Consider the following 18525-nt stretch of genomic DNA (forward strand, 5'->3'; position numbering starts at 1 on the left):
CCAGTAACGGCGCGGAACCGGCTTTGCCGGGCCGCAGCGGTTGTCCCCCTGAGGGGGATTCCGGCTACACGAAGTGAGCCGAGACAGGGGGTTAATTTCCAAGATACGCGTCGAGCACTTCTTTGTTCGCCCGGATTTCGGCCGGTGTGCCGATAGCCATGACTTTGCCCTCCACCATCACCATGATGCGGTGGCACAGGTCCATCACAAAATCCATGTTGTGCTCGATCACGACAAAAGAGCTCTTGCGGCCGAACTTGGGGTTCTGGTTGAGTTCCTTGAGCAGCGAGGAGATGCCGCCCACCAGGCTGGGGTTCACGCCGGCGCAAGGCTCGTCGAGCAGCACCAGGTCGGGCTCGGCCATAAAGGCCATGGCGATGTCCACCAGCTTCTGCTGGCCGTAGCTCAGGGTGCCGGCCAGCTTGTCGGCCACGTGGCGTATGCGGAACTGGTCGATCAGCGCGTCGGCCTTGTCGCCCAGGCCCGAATCGCCGGGCGCGAACATCCGGCTGAACATGCTGCCCTTGTGCTCCTGCGCGGCCACGATAAGGTTGTCGCGCACCGTCATCTTGCCGAAGACCTGCAGGGTCTGGAAGGTGCGGCCCACGCCACGGCGGCTCAGCTCCAGCGGCGACAGGCCGGTGATGTTCTGGCCGTTGAGTTCGATCGATCCCTCGTTGGGTGTGATCTGGCCCAGCACGCTGTTGAACATGGTGGTCTTGCCCGAACCATTGGGGCCTATGACGCCGAAGATCTCGCCCGGCATGACTTCGAAGGACACACCGCCCACGGCCTGGATGGCGCCGTAAGCCTTTTTGAGTCCGGTGACTTTTAACAATGCATTGCTCATGACGTCGCTCCGATCCGGCCGGCGGCCGCCGCACGCGCCTGGGATGCCTCGCGCGCCGCGCGCTTGCTGCGTATGCGGTCGGGAATGCTGAGCAACCCGTCGGGCAGCCAGACCATCAAAATCACCACCGCGGCGCCAAACATCGGCAAATACCAGTTGGACACCAGGGGCACGTCGCGCAGCCATTCCGGCAGCACCACACCCACGGCGGCGCCGACGACAGGCCCGAGGAAATAACCGGCACCGCCGACCACCACCATCAGGTACAGCATGATGGAGGCGGCCACGGCGAAAGGCCCGGGCTCGATGAACTGCACCAGCGAGGCGAACAGCGCGCCCGCAATGCCCGCATAGACCGCGCCTATGGCAAAGCTCAGCAGCGTGTAGTTGCGGATGTTGATGCCCAGGCTTTCGGCGCGTATCGGGTTGTCGCGCAGCGCCGTGAAAGCCTTGCCCCAGGGCGAGCGCAGCAGGCCCCACAGCAGGCCCGCCAGCAGCAGGGTGACCGCCAGCACGAAGTAGTAGTAGGCCAGGTTGCCTTCGAGCGAGTAGCCGAACAGCGAGGGCCGCGCGATGTTGTTGATGCCGAAGGTGCCGCCCGTGAGCCACTCCTCGTTGCGCATCACCAGCCAGATCGCGGTGTTAAAGCCCAGCGTGGCGAAGGCCAGGTAAATCGCCTGCACGCGCAGCGCCGGAAAACCCAGGACCAGGCCGACGGCAAAGCAGATCAGCGCCGCGGCCGGCAGGCCCAGCCAGAAACTGACCCCGGCCTTCATGAGGATGGCCACGGTGTAAGCGCCTATGCCGAAGAAGGCCGCATGGCCCAACGACTTCTGGCCCGCATAGCCGACCGTGAGGTTCAGGCCCATGGTGGCGACAATGAAGACCAGCCAGTAGGTCAGCAGGTAAATACCGTAGTTCTTGAGGAACTGCGGCACCACCAGCACCAGCAAGGCAGCCAGGACCGTCAGCACCAGGGCGAATTTGTTGTTGGCGAGCTTCATACCTTGCGCTCCTCTTTTTTACCCAGCAGGCCCTGCGGCTTGAAGAGAATCACCACCATAAAAATCACCAGTGCCACCGCGTCCTTGTAGGCGGGCGAGATGTAGGCCGAGGCGAGGTTTTCAGCCACCCCCACGATCAGGCCGCCCAGCAGCGCGCCGCGCGAGTTGTTGAACCCGCCGATGATGGCGGCGAAAAAAGCCTTGGTGCCCAGGCCCTCGCCCATGTCGAACTTGGCGAGGTAGGTGGGCGTGACCAGCAAGGCGGCCACCACCGCCAGCACGGCGTTGATGGCGAAGGTGTAGAAAATCATGCGCGGCACATTGATGCCCAGCACCGAGGCGCTCTCGGTGTTTTGCGCGACGGCCTGCATGGCACGGCCCGTCACGGTTTTGGCCAGGAAAGCCTGCGTCGCCATCACCACCACCAGCGCCAGCGCGAAGGTACCCACGTCCTGCAGGGTGATCGTGACCCCGGCGATGTTGAACAGCTTGTCGGCGAACAGGCTGGGGAAAGGATGGGCTTCGGCGCTGTAGCCGGCGCGCACGCCGTTGCGCAGCGCGATCGAAAGGCCTATGGTCGCCACGACGATGGGCATCATGCCGTATTTAAAGAGCGGGTCCACCACGCCGCGCTTGAAGACCCAGCCCAGCAGTAGCACGGCCAGCAGCGTCGCCATCACAAAGCTCACCAGCATGGGTGCGCCCAGCGAAATGAAGGCCAGCATCATGAAGGCCGGCAACATGACAAATTCGCCCTGGGCGAAGTTGATCGTTCCCGAGGCCTGCCACAGCAGGGTAAAGCCCAGTGCCGCCAGCGCATAAATGCTGCCGGTGGCCAGGCCCGAAAAAAAGAGTTGGAGAAAGTCCGTCATGGAGAAGTCCGATGGTGGAGAAGGCCGGTTGTAGTCAGCGGAGGTTCCGGTGGGACGGGGCTTGCGCCCTGCCCCGCCGGCGGTCGGCCCCACGGGGCCGGCCGGGGTTTACGTCACTTCTTGGCGGCCGGCTTGGAGGCGGCGGGCTTGGGTGCGGGTGCGGCCGACGCCAGGGGAAGGGCCTTGCTCACGTCGCGGGTAGCCAGGCCCAGAGGCGGCACCATATCGATGACATCCTGCTTGCCGTTTTTGACTTCCACCATGAAGCTCATGCGGTCGAGGTCGCCCTTGTTGTCAAACTCGGTGTACATCAGCGCGCCGGGGTATTTGTCGGTGTTGACCTTCAGGCCCTTCATGGCCTCGGCCACGGCCTTGCGGTCCAGCTTGCCAGCCCTTTCAATCGCCGCCTTGAGCACGTAGACACCGGAGTAGCCCTTCATGCCGTTGTGGTCGGAGATGTATTTGTACTCTTTCTCGAACTTGGCCTTGAAGGCGCGGATGGCAGGCACTGGGGCATCCACCGTCAGGCCCACGTGGGCGATCGCGCCGTTGGCGGCCTCGCCGGCCAGCTCGATGACTTTTTGGCCGGTCAGCGTGGTTTCGCCGATGATGGGCTTGGTCCAGCCCTGCTTGCGCAGCTCGCGCAGCAGGCGTGCCGACTCTTCCTCGTTCGAGTAGGCGAACACGCCGTCCGCATTGCTTTGTTTGGCGCGCAGCACCGCGGCCGAGAAGTCGACCTGACCGGGTTCGGTGGAGATTTCCGCTAGGATTTTGGTCGGCGAGTTGGCCAGGGCCTTGCGGATGGCGTCCATGCCGCCCTTGCCGAAGTCGTTGTTCACGTAGATGACGGCAATGCTCTTGAGCTTGGCCTGCTCACTGATGTAGCGCGCCACTTTGGGCATGGCGGTGGACTGGGTGAAGCTGGTGCGGAACACATAAGGGTTGCCCTGCTCGGTGATGCTGGCCGCTTCGCCGCCGGTGAAGTTGGGCACTTCGGCGCGCCGCGACTCGGCCATGCTGACCATGATGGAGCCGGAGAACACCGGGCCGAAGATGGCGAACACATTGTCGTCAATGGCTTTTTGCGTCAGGCCTTTGGCCACACCGGGATTGCTTTGCGTGTCGGCGGTGCTGGTCTGGATTTTTTTGCCCAGGATGCCACCGCCGGCATTGATTTCCTTGACGGCGAGTTCCACGCCGTTCTTGAAGTTGGTGCCCGCCGTGGCGCCGCCGCCGGACAGTTCCACGATGTTGGCGATCTTGATCACATCTTGCGCGAAGCCGGCCGTGCTGCCCATGGCCAGCGCGCAAGCCGCAATCAATTGAAGGGCGAATCGTTTTTGCATGCTTGTCTCCTCTGGTTAAAAATCAATGCAGTCCAAAAAAAGCCATCACAGGGCGGCCTGCGGCGCACTGGCGTGCGCTGCGGAAACCGTCGCCCGGCCGCCCGCCGGGATACGCCGGATTTCACCCGCCATCGCGGCCGGGTACAAATGCTCTCGGATAAAAGTCGCGTCGCGCCGCACCGCCTCGGCGGCCTCGGTGTAGCCGAAAAACTCCAGGTAGTCCGGCGCCTGCTGGATCAGCATTTCAAAGCCGGGCTGGGCCACCAGCCCGCGGCCGCGCACCGCGCGCACCAGCGGTGTGGGCTGGTTTTTCATGAGGATGTCGACCACCGCCGCATGCGGCGCCAGGCGCGACACATCGCAGGGCAGCGGGTCGGCGGCCTGCAGGCCCAGGGGCGAGGCATTGACGACCAGGTCGTAGCCCGAGGGGTCGCTGCCGGCGGCGGCCAGCACCAGCGTGCCCGCGGCCTGGGGCGCCGAGGCGATGCGCGACGCGATCGCCAGGGCCTTGCCCGGCACCGGGTCGTAGAGCGCGATTTCGGCCGGGGCGCGGCTGCCGGCAATCGCCAGCGAGGCGGCAATGGCCGAAGCGCCGCCGCCGGCGCCCAGCACCAGCACCCGCTTGCCTGTGTAGGCCACGCCGAAATAGTCGAGCGAGGACACAAAGCCCTTGCCGTCGAACAGCCCGCCTTCAAGTTTTCCATCGGGATTGCGGCGTATGCCGTTGACGGCGCCCGCCACGCGGCCGTAGTCGTTGCAGCGCGACAGCAGGCCCATCACCAGCGACTTGTGGGGGATGGCCAGGAACATGCCCTTGATATTCTTTGCCAGAAAGGCCGAGCGCACAAAGGTCTCGATGTCGCCGGCAGCCACATGCACGGGCACCAGCACGGCATTGATGCCCAGGGTTCTGAAGATCAGGTTGAAGACATCCGGCGCCCGGACCTGCTCCACCGGATCGCCGGGAATCAGGTAGACATCGGTATTGCCCTGGACGGTTGGAAGCATGTCGAAGTTCGCCTTGTATTTTGCTGATCCGTTCGATGATCGATTAATCAGCGCTTGATGGCCTGAACTTTATAGATCGATAAGACTACTTCAAAGGAATATTCTTGATGCTTGAGCGATTATCGATCAATAATGATCGACAATCGACCGAAACAAGGGTTTGACCTATGACCACCCCTCATGCTTCCGCGCCGTCCGAAGCCCTGCAGGCGCCCAACCCGCCCGCACTCGACAAGCGCGACTGGATCGCCGGCCTGGAAAAAGGCCTGGGCATCATTGAATGTTTTGACGACGCCAACCCGCGCCTGACGGCCAGCCAGGCCGGCGCGCGCTGCGGCATGACACGCACCGCCGCGCGCCGCTACCTGCTGACGCTGGAGCACCTGGGTTATGTGGCCAGCGACGGCAAGCTGTTCTGGCTCACGCCGCGCGTGCTCAGGCTGGGCCAGTCCTATCTTGAATCGGCCCGGCTGCCGCGCATCGTCCAGCCCTTTTTGCAGCGCGTGACCGCCGGCACCCAGGAAAGCGCGTATGTCAGCGTGATGGACGGCGACGACATCGTTTACATCGCGCGCAACGGCTCCAGCCGAGCGATGAACACTGGCTATGTGCTGGGCTCGCGCGTGCAGGCCCAGGTCACGGCGGCAGGTTTGCTGATGCTGTCCATGCGCGAGCCCGCCTGGCTGGAAAAATGGCTGGACAGCCACGAACTCAAGGCCTACACCTCTTACACCATCGCCAGCAAGGACCGCCTGCGCATAGAGCTGGCCCGCGTGCGGACACAAGGCTGGGCGATTTCCGAGCAGCAGCTAGAGCTGAATTACCGGGGCATCGCGGTTCCCCTGCGCGACCGGCACGGCGACGTGGCGGGCGCGCTCAGCGTGACCATGCCCATGGGGCATGAGTCGAGTGAGGAGGCGGTTGGGAGGGTTTTGTCTGTGCTCCGTGAGACGGCGCAGGCTATGAGGAATTTGATTTAGCGTTCCGGTCGCTGGTCGGGTTAGGGGCCGGGTCTTACTCCGGCGGGCGCGAGCTTCCTCCATCACCTCCTTCCTCTGCTTGGTCCTGCTGGCCGGGGGTAGCCCGGCGGCTACTCACTTTTATCGAAACCCGCAAAGCGGGTTTTCTTTTGTTCGCCAAAAGGCGCGTTACACGCGCGGGGTTTGCTCACTTCGCGCAGCGAAGTTACGCAAACACCAAAAGTAAGCAAAAGAAAAGGCGACCCTGGTGTCTGCGTCCCTTCGCTTCGCTACGGGCAACCTGCGGTGCTCGGTCCAGCCGGGGTCTGGCTAAACTCGCTACGCTGCGCTTCGCTCAGACAACGCCAGCCCTTATCCGTCTGGACCTCCGCTCCTCGGCGCATACACAAGGGGTGGGGAAAAGAATACCAATACCGAATACCTGAAGAAACAAGGACACGCCTTGGCGTGTCCTTGTTTGTATTTGTCTTCTTTGTCTTTCGGTATTCGGTTCCCGATTGCCCCGTCCTGGCTGGGCCGAGGAGCGCAGAGACAAGCGGATCAGGGCTGGCGTTGTCTGAGCCGAAGGCGAGTTTAGCCAGACCCCGCTTGGCTCGAGCACCGCAGGTTGCCCCGTAGCGCAGCGTAGGGGACCCAGACTGCGGGTCGCCTTTCTTTTGGGTACTTTTCTTTGGCGAAGCAAAGAAAAGTGCCTCGCCCGCCGGGGCGAGACCCGGCCAGCAGAACTAAAAAGAGGAAAGAGGAGGATGAAGAGGAAGAGCGCGAAGGCCGGAGCAAGACCCGGCCCTCCATCTGCAGCATCGGGCCGAATCTTGCACAATCAAACCACCTTTCATAGCGCCACATTCATTGCCGTCCTTGCGGCGTTTCATGCAAACCCGACACTTCCTCCAGCTCATCGCGATGTCTGCCCTCTGGGGCGCATCATTTCCCCTTCTGCGCATTGCCAGCCCGGCCTTGGGGCCGTGGGTGGTGGCGGCCGCGCGCTGCATCCTGGCGTCCATGGTGCTGGGCCTGCTGATGGTCTCGCTGCGCGGCCGCTGGCCGCCGCGCCAGGCCTGGCCGCGGCTGGCCTTGCTGAGCATGCTGTCGGTGGTGATGCCTTTTGTGCTGTACAACTGGGCGGCGCTGGTCATCCCCTCGGGTTACTCGGCGGTGCTCAATGCCACGGTGCCGCTTTTCGGCGTGATGGCCGCCGCGCTGGCCGGCGAGGAAAAACTCACCCGTATCCGCCTGCTCGGCTGCGCGGTGGGTTTTGCCGGCGTCGCGCTGCTGGTGCAACTGGGGCCCGTGGCCGTCACACCCAGGGTGATTCTGGCGGCGCTGGCCTGCGTGGCCGCGTCGGCCAGTTACGGCTTTGGCGCCGTCCTCATGAAGCGCGCCACCATGGCCTATTCGCCGCTGCCCTCGTCGGCCGTGGTGCACATTGCCGCTGCCCTGATCCTGCTGCTGCCGGGCGGGATCGCCGCGCCCTCGGCCGAGCTGACGCCCGGCGCGGTGGCCGCGGTAACCGTGCTGGGCACCTTCACCTCGGGTTTTATGTACTGGATCAGCATGCGGCTGATGCGCGAGATTCCGGCCAGCGCCACCACCTCGGCGGCCTTCATGATCCCGCTGTTCGGCGTGACCTGGGGCGGGCTGTTCCTGGGCGAGCCGGTCACGGCCAGCATGCTGCCCGGCTGCATCCTCGTGCTGTCGGCCACCGCGCTGATCACGGGCTTTAACCCGTTTCGCTCGGCGCCGCCCGAGCCTTAAAAAGGCTAGCTCGGTTTTGCCCGGCTGATGTTGGGAGTGGTGACAACAACATCGGCGTTTTGCGCCCGCTGGCGCAGCGCATGCTCCATCACCACCAGCGCCAGCAGCGCTTCGGCAATCGGTGTGGCGCGTATGCCCACGCAGGGGTCGTGGCGGCCCTTTGTCACCACCTCGGCCGGGTTGCCGGCCGTGTCTATCGACTGGCGCGGCGTGATGATGGAGCTGGTCGGCTTGATCGCGATCGAAACTTCCAGATCCTGGCCGGTGCTGATGCCGCCCAGTACGCCACCGGCGTTGTTCGACAGAAATCCCTCGGGCGCCAGCGAATCGCCGTGCGTGGTGCCGCGCTGCGTGACGCTCGCGAAACCCGCGCCGATTTCCACGCCCTTGACCGCATTGATGCCCATCATGGCAAAGGCGATGTCGGCGTCCAGCTTGTCATACAGCGGCTCGCCCAGGCCCACCGGCACACCCGAGGCCGTCACGCGTATGCGCGCACCGCAGGAATCGCCGGCCTTGCGCAGCGCGTCCATATAGTTTTCCAGCTTGGCCACATCGGCCACCGGCGCGAAGAAAGGATTGTTGGGCACATGCTCCCAGGACTCGAAGGGGATGACTTCATCGCCGACCTGCGTCATGCAGCCGCGAAACACCGTGCCGTATTTTTCGGCCAGCCATTTTTTGGCGACGGCGCCGGCCGCCACCGTGGGCGCCGTCAGCCGCGCCGACGAGCGACCGCCGCCGCGTGGGTCGCGCAAGCCGTATTTGTGCAGGTAGCTGTAGTCGGCATGGCCGGGGCGGAAGGTTTCCAGGATGTTGCTGTAGTCCTTGCTGCGCTGGTCGGTGTTGCGTATCAGCAGGCAGATAGGCGTGCCGGTGGTCTTGCCCTGGTAGACGCCGGAGAGGATCTCGACGGCATCGGGCTCGTTGCGCTGCGTCACATGGCGGCTGGTGCCGGGACGGCGGCGGTCCAGGTCGGCCTGGATGTCGGCCTCGCTCAATTCCATGCCCGGCGGGCAGCCGTCAATCACGCAACCAATGGCCGGGCCGTGGGATTCACCGAAATTGGTGACCGCGAATAGGGTTCCTAAGGTATTTCCGCTCATGGGGGGATTATCCCAGAGGGGGCTGAAGGCTGGATTTCTTTCTTGACTGCCCGATCTTCACGGCATGGTATGCGCAGGAGCATTTTTGTAGCTGGCGCGTGGAACCGCGCGTTCTTCCAGGCTCTCGACCAAAGCGTCAATCGATGACGACGACGCTGAGAGGGTGGATTTTGGTACCAACGCCCACAGTCCATTCTTGAGCCGGATGCCGAGAACATTGCGGTGCAGAAAGAAAGACTCGACGGACGGCCAAGGTACAAATGATTCAACCCCTCCATCTGTTTCATGAAGACCTTGGTCGGTCACAAGCAGTTTGATGGACTTGCTGGGCTTCTGGCGCAGGGACTCTCGAAGCACGAACATGGCCTTGCGCAGCGACAGGAAGTGCGAGACAAGCATGACGGCCTTCCAGAGGGCCAATCCAGTTGCCAGTACGGCGAGCGCCCATTGATGCGTAAGAGCCGCCAGAAGCGCCAAGGCCGCTGAAACAAGAAGCCAGACCATTTCGTTCAGGCGAGCCTTCCAGCTGAGCTTGATGAACTCGGCAGATCCAATATGGAATCGAAACAATGCGCTGCGAATGCGCCAGTCGTAGACGTACTCATAGGACAGTGGTGTCGGCATTCTCGGCCTAGGGTTGGGAGACATTGAGTCGAATGGGCGGCGGGTTTGGCCTTTGCCGGACTATAGCTTTACATCGGGCCATCATCGGTACGGCCTTGCCTTTTCGGCCAGCGTCGCGGCACATACCGCACCCGATCTGGAACACTTCATGCTTGCTGCACCGCACCAATCCCGATTGGATGTCTTGGTGGAACAGGAGCACCCCATGCTGGACCGCAGCGCGACCAAGTTTTCCCACGTCAAACCCGGCGACACGCAGTTTGTCTCCGGCGGCTTGCGCGATTTCTTTTTGTACCGCGACCTCGGCATTGCCGACGCCACCAACGGCCAGGTGATCGCGCACCTTGTCAAGGCGAACATGGCACCGGAAACGGGCACCGGATGGCACCGTCATGAGGCGGATTTCCAGATCGTCATCATGGTCAAAGGCTGGGCCCGCTTTATGTACGAAGACAAGGAAACCCTGGTCGAGGCCGGCGACGTGGTGCACCAGCGGCCGGGCATCAAACACTTCCTGTTCGACTATTCGCCCGACATGGAATACCTGGAAATTGTCGGGCCGGCGGATTTCAAATCCATAGACGTCGACCCGGTCTGCAATATCCCACCTCCCACTCCATGGAAATAACCGTCCTCTGGTAGACCCGCCTTATTCCAGTGACATCGCGGAACCGGCTTTGCCGGGCCGCAGGTGTCGCCCCCTGCAAGGGGGGAACAGGCTACACGCAGTGAGCCTGGACGGGGGTGTTCAAAATTCAGCATCAAGTTCATCGATGTCGTCGGGCTCTTTCTTGGCTTCGGCCACCCACTCCTTCATCGCCGGCAACTCCATGATGCGCTTGCAATACGCCGTGCAGGCCTTGTCCAGTGGGACGTCGTAAGTCAGAAAGCGGGTCACCACGGGCGCATACATGGCATCGGCCACCGACAGCTGCTTGCCGAACAGGTAGGGGCCGCCGTAGGCGCCCAGGCATTCCTTCCAGATCTCCAGCACCCGGTCTATGTCGGCCTGCGCGCGGGACCAGACCTTGAAGCCGGGGAAGTGGGCCTTGATGTTCATGGGCAGCGCGGCGCGCAGCGAGGCAAAGCCCGAATGCATTTCGCCGCAGACCGCGCGGCAGTGCGCCCGCAGCTTGACGTCCGCCGGTAGCAGCTGCGCCTTGGGCTTGATTTCATTGAGGTATTCGGCAATCGCCAGCGTGTCCCAGACCTTGACGCCGTTGTGCTGCAGCGAAGGCACCAGCATGCTGGACGAGAGCAGCAGCATTTCGGCCTTCATGGCCGGGTCGTCGGGCGGGATCACTTTTTCGGTGAACTCCAGCCCGGCAAACTTCGCCAGCAGCCAGCCGCGCAGCGCCCAGGCGCCGTAGTTTTTGCTGCTGATCGTCAGGACGGCCTTGGCCATGAGATTGCTCCTTGAACCGCAAAGTTGGCCCCCACTGCCCGGGGCCGGCAACACTCCGCAAGCCCTGTGCCAGCGCGCGGGGCGGCGGCTACTGGCCCGTAACTTGCCTGCATGCCGGCTACCTGGGCCACAAGCCCGAACCCAGCCAGGAAAACCATGCTTTACCAGGCCTACCAGCTCCAGTCCGACCTGCTGTCCCCGCTTCGCTTGCTGGCGCAGGGCGGCAGCGCGACCCTCTGGCTGGGCAAAACCGAAGGCAGCCTGCTGCGTAAGCTGTCGGCGTCCATGGAGGTGTTTTCGCGGCTGCGCCTGACGCATTCACGGCCGGCTTACGGCATCAGCTCGGTGAAGGTGGGTGAGCGCGAACTTGCCGTGACCGAGGAGGCAGTCCTCAGCATGCCTTTCGGCACTTTGCTGCGCTTTAAAAAAGAGCTGCCGGCCGATCTGCCTTACCAGCCGCCGGTGCTGCTGGTGGCCCCGCTGTCGGGCCACTTCGCGACGCTGCTGCGCGAGACCGTGCGCACGCTGCTGCAGGACCATGACGTCTACATCACCGACTGGCACAACGCGCGCGACGTCGCCCTGCGCCATGGGCCCTTCGCGCTGGACGACTACATAGACCACATGATCCGTTTCACCCGGGCCATAGGCCCCGGCACCCACGTGGTGGCGGTGTGCCAGCCCTGCGTGGCGGCGCTGGCGGCCGCGGCCATCATGGCCGAAGACGATGACCCGGCCCAGCCGCGCAGCCTGACCCTGATGGCCGGGCCGGTGGACTGCCGCGTGAACCCGACCGGCGTCAACACACTCGCCACCAGCAAGCCGATTGAGTGGTTCGAGAAAAATCTGATCAGCCACGTGCCGCTGCCGCACGCGGGCTATATGCGGCGCGTCTACCCGGGCTTTGTGCAGCTCAGCGCCTTCCTGAGCATGAACCTGGACCGGCACAAAAAATCCTTCCAGGACATGTACCAGCACCTGCTGGACGGCGACCTGGAAAAGGCCAACGTCATCCGCGTGTTCTACGACGAGTACCTGGCCGTCAACGACCTGCCCGCCGAGTTCTACCTGGAGACCGTCGAGAAAGTGTTCCAGACCTACGAGCTGCCGCTGGGCAAGCTCAGCTACCGCGGCCGCCTCGTCAAACCCGCGGCGATCCGGCGCACCGCGCTGATGACAGTAGAGGGCGAGCGCGACGACATCTGCTCAGTCGGGCAGACGGTGGCGGCGCAAGACCTTTGCACCGGCATACGGCCTTACATGAAGACACACCATGTGCAGACGGGGGTGGGGCACTATGGCGTGTTCAGCGGGCGCAAATGGAACCAGCAGATTTATCCGCGGGTCAGGGAGATGATTCATTCGAGTCTGGGTTAAGGTCGGCTCACCGCCCCCGCCTACCCCACGCCACCAATCCTCCAATCACCCCCATCACCAACACCAAACCCAAAATCACCCCCCGCCCCTCCATCACCCCGGCAAACACCCCCACCAGCATGCCGGCCAGCGGTTGCGACAGGTTGTTGAACATCACGATCACGCCGGTGGTCTTGCCCAGGTCCTTGGGCGGGATGAGCTTTTGGCGCAGGCTGCGGATGTAGACGTTGAACATCTTGTCAAAACCGATCACCAGCAAAAACCCGGCGGTGTAGACCCAGAAGTTGCCGGCCAGCCCGGTGAGCAGCCCGCCGGCCAGCATCACGGTGTAGGACACCAGGCCCAGGGTGCGCAGAGGCAGCACGGTGCGGGCAATCACCAGCAGGATGATCACGGTGGCCACGGCGCCCGCCGTTTGCAGCACGGCATAGTCGCCGGCCGAGCGCTGCAGCAGGCCGGTTACCATGGCGGCCGAGGTGGCCAGGGTGACGCCTATCACCAGGTTGACACCCGCCGCCAGGGCAATTACCTGCTTCAAGCCCGGCAGGTGCAACACCTGCGACAAGGCAGTGCGTATGGGCGCGGTCCAGTGGCCGGGGGCCCGCTCAGGTGCGGCCAGGGTGACGGCGCTTCGGCGCTGCCACCAGGTCACGGCGCCGTCGGCAATGAGGAAAAACACCGCCGTCGCCCCGACCACCGCGGGCCAGGGCATCCAGCGCAGCAGCAGCGAGGCCAGCAAGGGGCCCAACACCATGCCAAGCTGGTCGGCGAGTTGCGCATGGGCCAGCACTTTTTCAAAACGGTGCTGGCGGAAGATTTGCGGCAGCATGACCTCGCGGGCCATCAGGCCCTGGGTGGTCAGCACGCCGCAGACGGCCGACAGCGCGATCAGCCAGCCAACGCCGCCGACCCACTGGAAGGCGATGACGCCGGCAAAACACACCAGCGCGCGATACAGCTGGCTGATGCGCAGCAGCTTGAGCGGAGAGACGCGGTCGCACAGCGCGCCGCAGACCGGAAAGGCCAGGAAGCGCGGAAGGGTCTCGAGAGTGAAAGCAATGCCGGACCAGGCGACGCTACCGGTGGCTTCGAACACCACCAGGGGCACAAGAAACAGCAGGATCTGGTCGGCCAGCCGGGAGAAAAACAGCGAGGCATAAAACAGCAGCCCGCCGGCGTCACGCTTGTCGCTCACCCCTGCCCTCGCTTGCGCCCTGCGTGCCTTGCGCACCGGGCCGTTGTTGTTGTTTCAAAAATAGGCGGCCGGCGCGCTGCCGGGCGCCGGCTTTTTAATTGTGGTCGGCGGCGTCCTCGGCCGGCCAGTCGCGGATATAGGCCTTGAGCATCTTGTTTTCGAAGTTCTGGCTGTCGACCACGGCCTTGGCCACGTCGTAGAGGCTGATCACGCCCATCAGGACTTTCTGGTTCATCACGGGCATGTAGCGCGCGTGGCGCTCCAGCATCATGCGTCGGACTTCGTCGAGCTCGGTTTCGGAGGTGCAGGTAAGCGGGTGGTCGTCCATGGCGGTGCGCACCAGCGTGCTGCCGATCTCGCCGCCGTTCTTGACGATGTAGACGATGACCTCGCGGAAGGTCAGCATGCCGACCAGGTCGCCGTGTTCCATGACGACCAGCGAGCCTATGTCTTTGTCGGCCATGACCTGCGCCGCCTTGGCCAGGGGTTCGTCAGGCTGGACGGTGTAAAGCGTGTTGCCCTTAACGCGCAGTATGTCTAGAACCTTCATGGCGATCTCCTCGGTTGTGCAGCCAACATGCCCTCATTGTCCCACCGCAGCGCGGCGGGAAGGGGAATTCAGTTTAAATATAGCCCACAATCAAACGGCGGGTTGCAACAATTTCCCCGCGCACCGCCACTTTTTTTCTGACTGGAGACAAACCATGCCCGGTTATTCCGATCCCGGCTTCGACACCCTCGCGCTGCACGCGGGTGCCGCGCCCGACCCGAGCACCGGCGCGCGCGCCGTGCCGATTCACCTGACCACCTCCTTCGTCTTCGAATCCAGCGACCACGCGGCCAGCCTCTTTAACCTGGAGCGCGCGGGCCACGTCTATTCGCGCATCAGCAACCCGACCAACGCGGTGCTGGAGCAGCGCGTGTCGGCGCTGGAAGGCGGCATAGGCGCGATCGCCACCGCCAGCGGCCAGGCCGCGCTGCACCTGTCCATCGCCACGCTGATGGGCGCCGGCTCGCACATCGTGGCCTCGACGGCGCTCTACGGCGGCAGCCAGAACCTGCTGCACTACACCCTGCGCCGCTTCGGGATAGACACCACCTTCGTCAAGCCCGGCGACATCGACGGCTGGCGCGCGGCGGTGCGACCCACCACCAAGCTGTTTTTCGGCGAAACCGTGGGCAACCCGGGCCTGGACGTGCTGGACATCCCGGCGGTGTCGGCGCTGGCCCATGAGGCGGGCGTGCCGCTGCTGGTGGATTCCACCCTGACCTCGCCCTGGCTGGTCAAGCCTTTCGACCACGGCGCCGACCTGGTCTACCACTCGGCGACCAAGTTCCTGAGCGGCCACGGCACCGTCGTAGGCGGCATCGTGGTGGACGGCGGCAGCTTCGACTGGGAAAAATCCGGCAAATTCGCCGAGCTGACCGAGGCCTATGACGGCTTTCACAACATGGTGTTCAGCGAGGAAAGCACGGTGGGCGCCTTTTTGCTGCGCGCGCGGCGCGAAGGCCTGCGCGATTTCGGCGCCTGCATGAGCCCGCACACGGCCTGGCTGATCCTGCAGGGCATAGAAACCCTGCCGCTGCGCATGGCGCGGCACATGGGCAATACCGAAAAAGTCGTGCAATTCCTGGCCAGCCACCCGCTGGTCTCGCGCGTGGGCCATCCCCTGCTCGAATCCCATCCCAGCCATGCGCTGGCCAAAAAACTGCTGCCGCGCGGTGCCGGCTCGGTCTTCAGCTTCGACATCAAGGGCAATCGCGTGCAGGGCAAGGCCTTTATCGAGGCGCTCAAGGTCTTCAGCCACCTGGCCAATGTCGGCGACTGCCGCAGCCTGGTCATCCACCCAGCCAGCACCACCCACTTCCGCATGACCGACGAGGCGCTGGCCGCAGGCGGCATCACGCAGGGCACGATACGCCTGTCCATAGGCCTGGAAGACCCGGACGACCTGATCGACGACCTCAAGCGCGCCCTCAAAGCCGCCGAAAAAGCGGCAGCGAAAGCGGAGGCCTGAACATGTACCTCGACGTCAAGGGCCATAAAACCTATTGCTACACCGGCGGCAAACCTTTTGAGGCCGCCAAGCCCACCGTGGTGTTTATCCACGGCGTGCTCAACGACCACAGCATCTGGATTCTGCAAACGCGCTATTTCGCGCACCATGGGTTCAACGTGCTGGCACCGGACTTGCCCGGCCACTGCAAAAGCGAAGGCGAGCCGCCGAAATCGGTGGAGGAAGCGGCGGACTTCATCATCGCGCTGCTCGACGCGGCCGGCGTGAAAACCGCCACGCTGGCAGGCCACAGCTTTGGCTCCCTCACGGCCCTGCATGCGGCATCCATCGCGCCTCAGCGGGTGGCGCGCCTGGCCTTGCTGGGCACCGCCGCCCCGATGAAGGTTTCGCCCGCGTTGCTGGACAGCGCGCTGAACCAGCCGATGAAGGCCATCGATATGGTGAACACCTTCTCGCATTCCATGCTGGCGCCGCCGCCCTCGGCGCTGGGCCCGGGCACCTGGCTGTACGGAGGCTCCAAAGCCCTGATGCGGCGGGTGCTGGCCAGCAACACCCAGGTCAACCTGTTTCACCGCGGCTTCAAAGCCTGCGACGACTACACGGCCGGTGAAGCCGCCATGGACAAGGTGCAGTGCCCGGTGCTGTTCATCCTCGGCAAAGGCGATTCCATGACCTTGCCCAAAATGGCGGCACCGCTGCAGGCCAAGGCGAAAAATGGCAAAACCGTGCTGCTGCAAGCCGGCCACCAGATGATGACCGAGGCACCCGAAGAGGTGCTGTTCGCGATCCGCGATTTCCTCCAGGCCCCTTCGGCCTGACACATCCGATGGCAAGCTCTCTCCTCGTCCCCACACTCGCGCAGGCGGTGGAGCATGTGCTCACCGCGGTGGAGGGTGACATCGTGCTCGGGCTGCCGCTGGGCATAGGCAAGCCCAACCCCTTTGTGAACCTGCTCTACCGCCGCATCAAGGCCATGGGCGGCGAGGCGAATCCCCGGCGCCTGAAAATCATCACCGCGCTGTCGCTGGAAAAACCCGAAGGCAAAAGCGAGCTGGAGCAGAACTTCCTCGCGCCGCTGGTCGAGCGCGTGTTCAGGGACTACCCCGATCTCGATTACGTGAAAGACCTGCGCACGGGCCTGCTGCCGCCGCATATCGAAGTCTCCGAGTTCTTCTTCAAGACCGGCGACTACCTCGGCAACGGCCGCGCGCAGCAGGCCTACATCGCCACCAACTACACCTTTGTCGCCCGCGACATGGGGGTGCTGGGCGTGAACGTGATCGCGCAGGCGGTCGCCGCGCATAACGTGGATGGGGAACTTGCGCTGTCCCTGGGCAGCAACCCCGACGTGACTTTTGAACTCGCCGAACGCCAGGCCGCGCAAGGCAAGCCGCTGCTCAAGGTGGCTGTGCTCAATCGCCAGATGCCCTTTATGCCCAACCACGCGGTGGCGCCGGCCGGCTTCTTTGACGTGGTGGTGACAGACGCGGAGGCCACGCACACCCTGTTTGCGCCGCCCAACAACAAGGTCGGCACGGCCGACTACGCGATCGGCCTGCATGCCGCCAGCCTGGTGGCCGACGGCGGCACGCTGCAGATCGGCATAGGCGCGCTGGGCGACGCCATCGCGCAGGCGCTGATCGTGCGGGACAGCAACAACGACGGCTACCGCCGCATCATGGCGGCCCTGTGCCCGGACAGCCTGCAAGGCCGCGAGTTGGGCTGCTTTGAGCAAGGCCTGTATGGCTGCTCGGAGATGTTCGTCAACGGGCTGCTCAAGCTGGTTGAAGCCGGCATTGTGCGTCGCGAGGTGTTTGACGATGTGGCCTTGCAGAGCCTGGTCAACCAAGGCCGGGCGCCGGGCCTGGCGGTCAGCACCGACCTGCTGGCTGCCCTGGTCGATGCCGGGCGAATCGGCTCCGCACTGAGTGCCGGCGACCTGGCCTTCCTGCAGCGCTTTGGCGTGCTCAACAACCAGGTTCGCCTTGCGCCAGACGGTGCGCTCGAGGTGGGCGGCACGCGCATCGCCAACCGGCCGGGCGACCCCGCCGCGCGCATGGCCTTGCAAGACGCTGGCGGCTTGGGCACGCGCCTGGCGGGCGGCGTGGTCCTGCATGGTGGTTTCTTCCTGGGCCCCACCGATTTTTACGAGCGGCTGCGCGCCATGCCGCCCGAGGCGCTGGCCAAAATCGACATGACGCGCATAGCTTTCATCAACCAGCTCCAGGGCCAGAGCCGCCTCAAACAGGCGCAGCGCACCCAGGGCCGCTTCATGAACACCACCATGATGGTCACGCTGCTGGGCGCGGCGGTGTCCGATGGGCTGGAGTCGGGCCAGGTCGTTTCGGGCGTGGGCGGGCAATACAACTTTGTGGCCATGGCGCACGCGCTGCCCGATGCGCGTTCCATCCTGATGCTGCGCGCCACCTATGAGCACAAGGACGGCGTGCGCAGCACCCTGGTGTGGAACTATGCGTATGAAACCATCCCGCGCCACCTGCGCGACGTGGTCATCACCGAATACGGCGTGGCCGACCTGCGCGCCCAGCCCGACGGCGAAGTCGTCAAACGGCTGATCGAGATTGCCGACTCGCGCTTTCAGCAGGATCTTGTCGCACAGGCCAAGGCCGCCGGCAAGCTGGACGCCGGCTACGAGGTGCCGGCGCAGCATCGCCAGAACCTGCCCGAGGTGCTGCGCACCCGGCTGCAGCCCTGGAGCGGGTCGGCGCTGCTACCCGACTTTCCTTTCGGCACCGACCTGACGGCCGACGAGTTGCGCATCATCGGCGCGCTCAGGCAAATGCAGCACGCCAGCCAGCACCCGGCCGAGCTGCTGGCCATGCTGGCCAAATGCCTGTGGACGGACGCCGAGGCGCCGCCCGCCTACCTGCAGAGGCTGGGCCTGGACGACGCCACGAGTTTGCGCAAGATGCTGATGCGCAAACTGTTTGCCGGGAATCTTTAAGCAGGCTCTGCGAGGATTCA

Annotated in this window: 17 protein-coding genes; 7 read left to right on the top strand and 10 right to left on the bottom strand. The window is 64.1% G+C overall.

Features of this window, described 5'->3' with window-relative positions; genetic code table 11:
* Positions 1-91: 91 nt before the first annotated feature.
* From BLQ85_RS06575 to BLQ85_RS06595, 5 genes are all read right to left on the bottom strand, one after another.
* Complete coding sequence (locus tag BLQ85_RS06575; RefSeq protein WP_074575522.1) at positions 92-850, bottom strand: ABC transporter ATP-binding protein; 759 nt, start codon at positions 848-850, stop codon at positions 92-94.
* Complete coding sequence (locus tag BLQ85_RS06580) at positions 847-1854, bottom strand: branched-chain amino acid ABC transporter permease (RefSeq protein ID WP_074575523.1); 1008 nt, start codon at positions 1852-1854, stop codon at positions 847-849. Before BLQ85_RS06580 ends, BLQ85_RS06575 begins: the two co-directional genes overlap by 4 nt.
* On the bottom strand, positions 1851-2726 hold the full coding sequence (locus tag BLQ85_RS06585) for a branched-chain amino acid ABC transporter permease (protein ID WP_074575524.1): 876 nt from the start codon (positions 2724-2726) through the stop codon (positions 1851-1853). Before BLQ85_RS06585 ends, BLQ85_RS06580 begins: the two co-directional genes overlap by 4 nt.
* 113 nt (positions 2727-2839) lie before the next feature.
* Positions 2840-4072 (bottom strand): ABC transporter substrate-binding protein, encoded by a 1233-nt coding sequence (locus tag BLQ85_RS06590; RefSeq protein ID WP_074575525.1) that lies wholly within the window; start codon positions 4070-4072, stop codon positions 2840-2842.
* A 45-nt stretch (positions 4073-4117) separates the two neighbouring features.
* Positions 4118-5080: a shikimate dehydrogenase family protein gene (locus BLQ85_RS06595; RefSeq protein WP_074575526.1), complete on the bottom strand. Its 963-nt coding sequence runs from the start codon at positions 5078-5080 to the stop codon at positions 4118-4120.
* Between the two features lie 167 nt (positions 5081-5247).
* Here BLQ85_RS06595 and BLQ85_RS06600 point away from each other — a divergent pair, with 167 nt between their 5' ends.
* Together BLQ85_RS06600 and BLQ85_RS06605 are read left to right on the top strand one after the other, a co-directional pair.
* The gene (locus BLQ85_RS06600; protein ID WP_074575527.1) at positions 5248-6060 is read left to right on the top strand and encodes an IclR family transcriptional regulator domain-containing protein; all 813 of its coding nucleotides are present in this window, start codon (positions 5248-5250) and stop codon (positions 6058-6060) included.
* Positions 6061-6930: 870 nt separating this feature from the next.
* Positions 6931-7815 (top strand): DMT family transporter, encoded by an 885-nt coding sequence (locus BLQ85_RS06605; RefSeq protein WP_074575853.1) that lies wholly within the window; start codon positions 6931-6933, stop codon positions 7813-7815.
* Positions 7816-7820: 5 nt separating this feature from the next.
* On the opposite strand, the gene aroC is transcribed toward BLQ85_RS06605, so the two are convergent.
* Positions 7821-8921: a chorismate synthase gene (gene aroC, locus BLQ85_RS06610; protein ID WP_074575528.1), complete on the bottom strand. Its 1101-nt coding sequence runs from the start codon at positions 8919-8921 to the stop codon at positions 7821-7823.
* 57 nt (positions 8922-8978) lie between these two features.
* A complete protein-coding gene (locus BLQ85_RS06615) occupies positions 8979-9545 on the bottom strand; it encodes a hypothetical protein (RefSeq protein WP_074575529.1) in 567 nt (188 codons plus the stop codon).
* 205 nt (positions 9546-9750) lie between these two features.
* On the opposite strand from BLQ85_RS06615, the gene BLQ85_RS06620 reads away from it, so the two are divergent.
* Positions 9751-10173: a cupin domain-containing protein gene (locus BLQ85_RS06620; protein ID WP_074575854.1), complete on the top strand. Its 423-nt coding sequence runs from the start codon at positions 9751-9753 to the stop codon at positions 10171-10173.
* 120 nt (positions 10174-10293) lie between these two features.
* On the opposite strand, the gene BLQ85_RS06625 is transcribed toward BLQ85_RS06620, so the two are convergent.
* A complete protein-coding gene (locus tag BLQ85_RS06625) occupies positions 10294-10950 on the bottom strand; it encodes a glutathione S-transferase (protein WP_074575530.1) in 657 nt (218 codons plus the stop codon).
* A gap of 156 nt (positions 10951-11106) precedes the next feature.
* Between BLQ85_RS06625 and BLQ85_RS06630 the strand changes: the two genes are divergently transcribed.
* On the top strand, positions 11107-12327 hold the full coding sequence (locus BLQ85_RS06630) for a polyhydroxyalkanoate depolymerase (RefSeq protein ID WP_074575531.1): 1221 nt from the start codon (positions 11107-11109) through the stop codon (positions 12325-12327).
* 7 nt (positions 12328-12334) lie between these two features.
* On the opposite strand, the gene BLQ85_RS06635 is transcribed toward BLQ85_RS06630, so the two are convergent.
* Both BLQ85_RS06635 and BLQ85_RS06640 read right to left on the bottom strand, forming a co-directional pair.
* Positions 12335-13522, bottom strand: a complete 1188-nt coding sequence (locus tag BLQ85_RS06635; RefSeq protein WP_083336762.1) for an MFS transporter — start codon at positions 13520-13522, stop codon at positions 12335-12337.
* 94 nt (positions 13523-13616) lie between these two features.
* A complete protein-coding gene (locus BLQ85_RS06640) occupies positions 13617-14072 on the bottom strand; it encodes a CBS domain-containing protein (RefSeq protein ID WP_007865225.1) in 456 nt (151 codons plus the stop codon).
* Positions 14073-14226: 154 nt separating this feature from the next.
* Here BLQ85_RS06640 and BLQ85_RS06645 point away from each other — a divergent pair, with 154 nt between their 5' ends.
* Genes BLQ85_RS06645 through BLQ85_RS06655 form a run of 3 tightly spaced genes read left to right on the top strand, consistent with a single transcriptional unit; the run spans position 14227 to position 18505 of the window.
* The gene (locus tag BLQ85_RS06645) at positions 14227-15540 is read left to right on the top strand and encodes an O-acetylhomoserine aminocarboxypropyltransferase (protein ID WP_074575532.1); all 1314 of its coding nucleotides are present in this window, start codon (positions 14227-14229) and stop codon (positions 15538-15540) included.
* 2 nt (positions 15541-15542) lie between these two features.
* Positions 15543-16358: an alpha/beta fold hydrolase gene (locus BLQ85_RS06650; protein WP_074575533.1), complete on the top strand. Its 816-nt coding sequence runs from the start codon at positions 15543-15545 to the stop codon at positions 16356-16358.
* A gap of 8 nt (positions 16359-16366) precedes the next feature.
* Positions 16367-18505 (top strand): acetyl-CoA hydrolase/transferase C-terminal domain-containing protein, encoded by a 2139-nt coding sequence (locus BLQ85_RS06655; RefSeq protein ID WP_074575534.1) that lies wholly within the window; start codon positions 16367-16369, stop codon positions 18503-18505.
* The last annotated feature ends 20 nt before the right edge of the window (positions 18506-18525 follow it).

This window comes from Polaromonas sp. JS666 (genome assembly GCF_900103405.1).
In the GTDB taxonomy this organism is placed as follows: Bacteria; Pseudomonadota; Gammaproteobacteria; order Burkholderiales; family Burkholderiaceae_C; genus Polaromonas.

Bases quoted from the DNA above. Each gene is read 5' to 3' on its own strand.
- BLQ85_RS06575 (WP_074575522.1), bottom strand. From the start codon at position 850: ATGAGCAATGCATTGTTAAAAGTCACCGGACTCAAAAAGGCTTACGGC.
- BLQ85_RS06615 (WP_074575529.1), bottom strand. From the start codon at position 9,545: ATGCCGACACCACTGTCCTATGAGTACGTCTACGACTGGCGCATTCGC.
- aroC (WP_074575528.1), bottom strand. From the start codon at position 8,921: ATGAGCGGAAATACCTTAGGAACCCTATTCGCGGTCACCAATTTCGGT.
- BLQ85_RS06650 (WP_074575533.1), top strand. From the start codon at position 15,543: ATGTACCTCGACGTCAAGGGCCATAAAACCTATTGCTACACCGGCGGC.
- BLQ85_RS06585 (WP_074575524.1), bottom strand. From the start codon at position 2,726: ATGACGGACTTTCTCCAACTCTTTTTTTCGGGCCTGGCCACCGGCAGC.
- BLQ85_RS06595 (WP_074575526.1), bottom strand. From the start codon at position 5,080: ATGCTTCCAACCGTCCAGGGCAATACCGATGTCTACCTGATTCCCGGC.
- BLQ85_RS06600 (WP_074575527.1), top strand. From the start codon at position 5,248: ATGACCACCCCTCATGCTTCCGCGCCGTCCGAAGCCCTGCAGGCGCCC.
- BLQ85_RS06605 (WP_074575853.1), top strand. From the start codon at position 6,931: ATGCAAACCCGACACTTCCTCCAGCTCATCGCGATGTCTGCCCTCTGG.
- BLQ85_RS06620 (WP_074575854.1), top strand. From the start codon at position 9,751: ATGCTGGACCGCAGCGCGACCAAGTTTTCCCACGTCAAACCCGGCGAC.
- BLQ85_RS06580 (WP_074575523.1), bottom strand. From the start codon at position 1,854: ATGAAGCTCGCCAACAACAAATTCGCCCTGGTGCTGACGGTCCTGGCT.
- BLQ85_RS06655 (WP_074575534.1), top strand. From the start codon at position 16,367: ATGGCAAGCTCTCTCCTCGTCCCCACACTCGCGCAGGCGGTGGAGCAT.
- BLQ85_RS06630 (WP_074575531.1), top strand. From the start codon at position 11,107: ATGCTTTACCAGGCCTACCAGCTCCAGTCCGACCTGCTGTCCCCGCTT.
- BLQ85_RS06645 (WP_074575532.1), top strand. From the start codon at position 14,227: ATGCCCGGTTATTCCGATCCCGGCTTCGACACCCTCGCGCTGCACGCG.
- BLQ85_RS06640 (WP_007865225.1), bottom strand. From the start codon at position 14,072: ATGAAGGTTCTAGACATACTGCGCGTTAAGGGCAACACGCTTTACACC.
- BLQ85_RS06590 (WP_074575525.1), bottom strand. From the start codon at position 4,072: ATGCAAAAACGATTCGCCCTTCAATTGATTGCGGCTTGCGCGCTGGCC.
- BLQ85_RS06625 (WP_074575530.1), bottom strand. From the start codon at position 10,950: ATGGCCAAGGCCGTCCTGACGATCAGCAGCAAAAACTACGGCGCCTGG.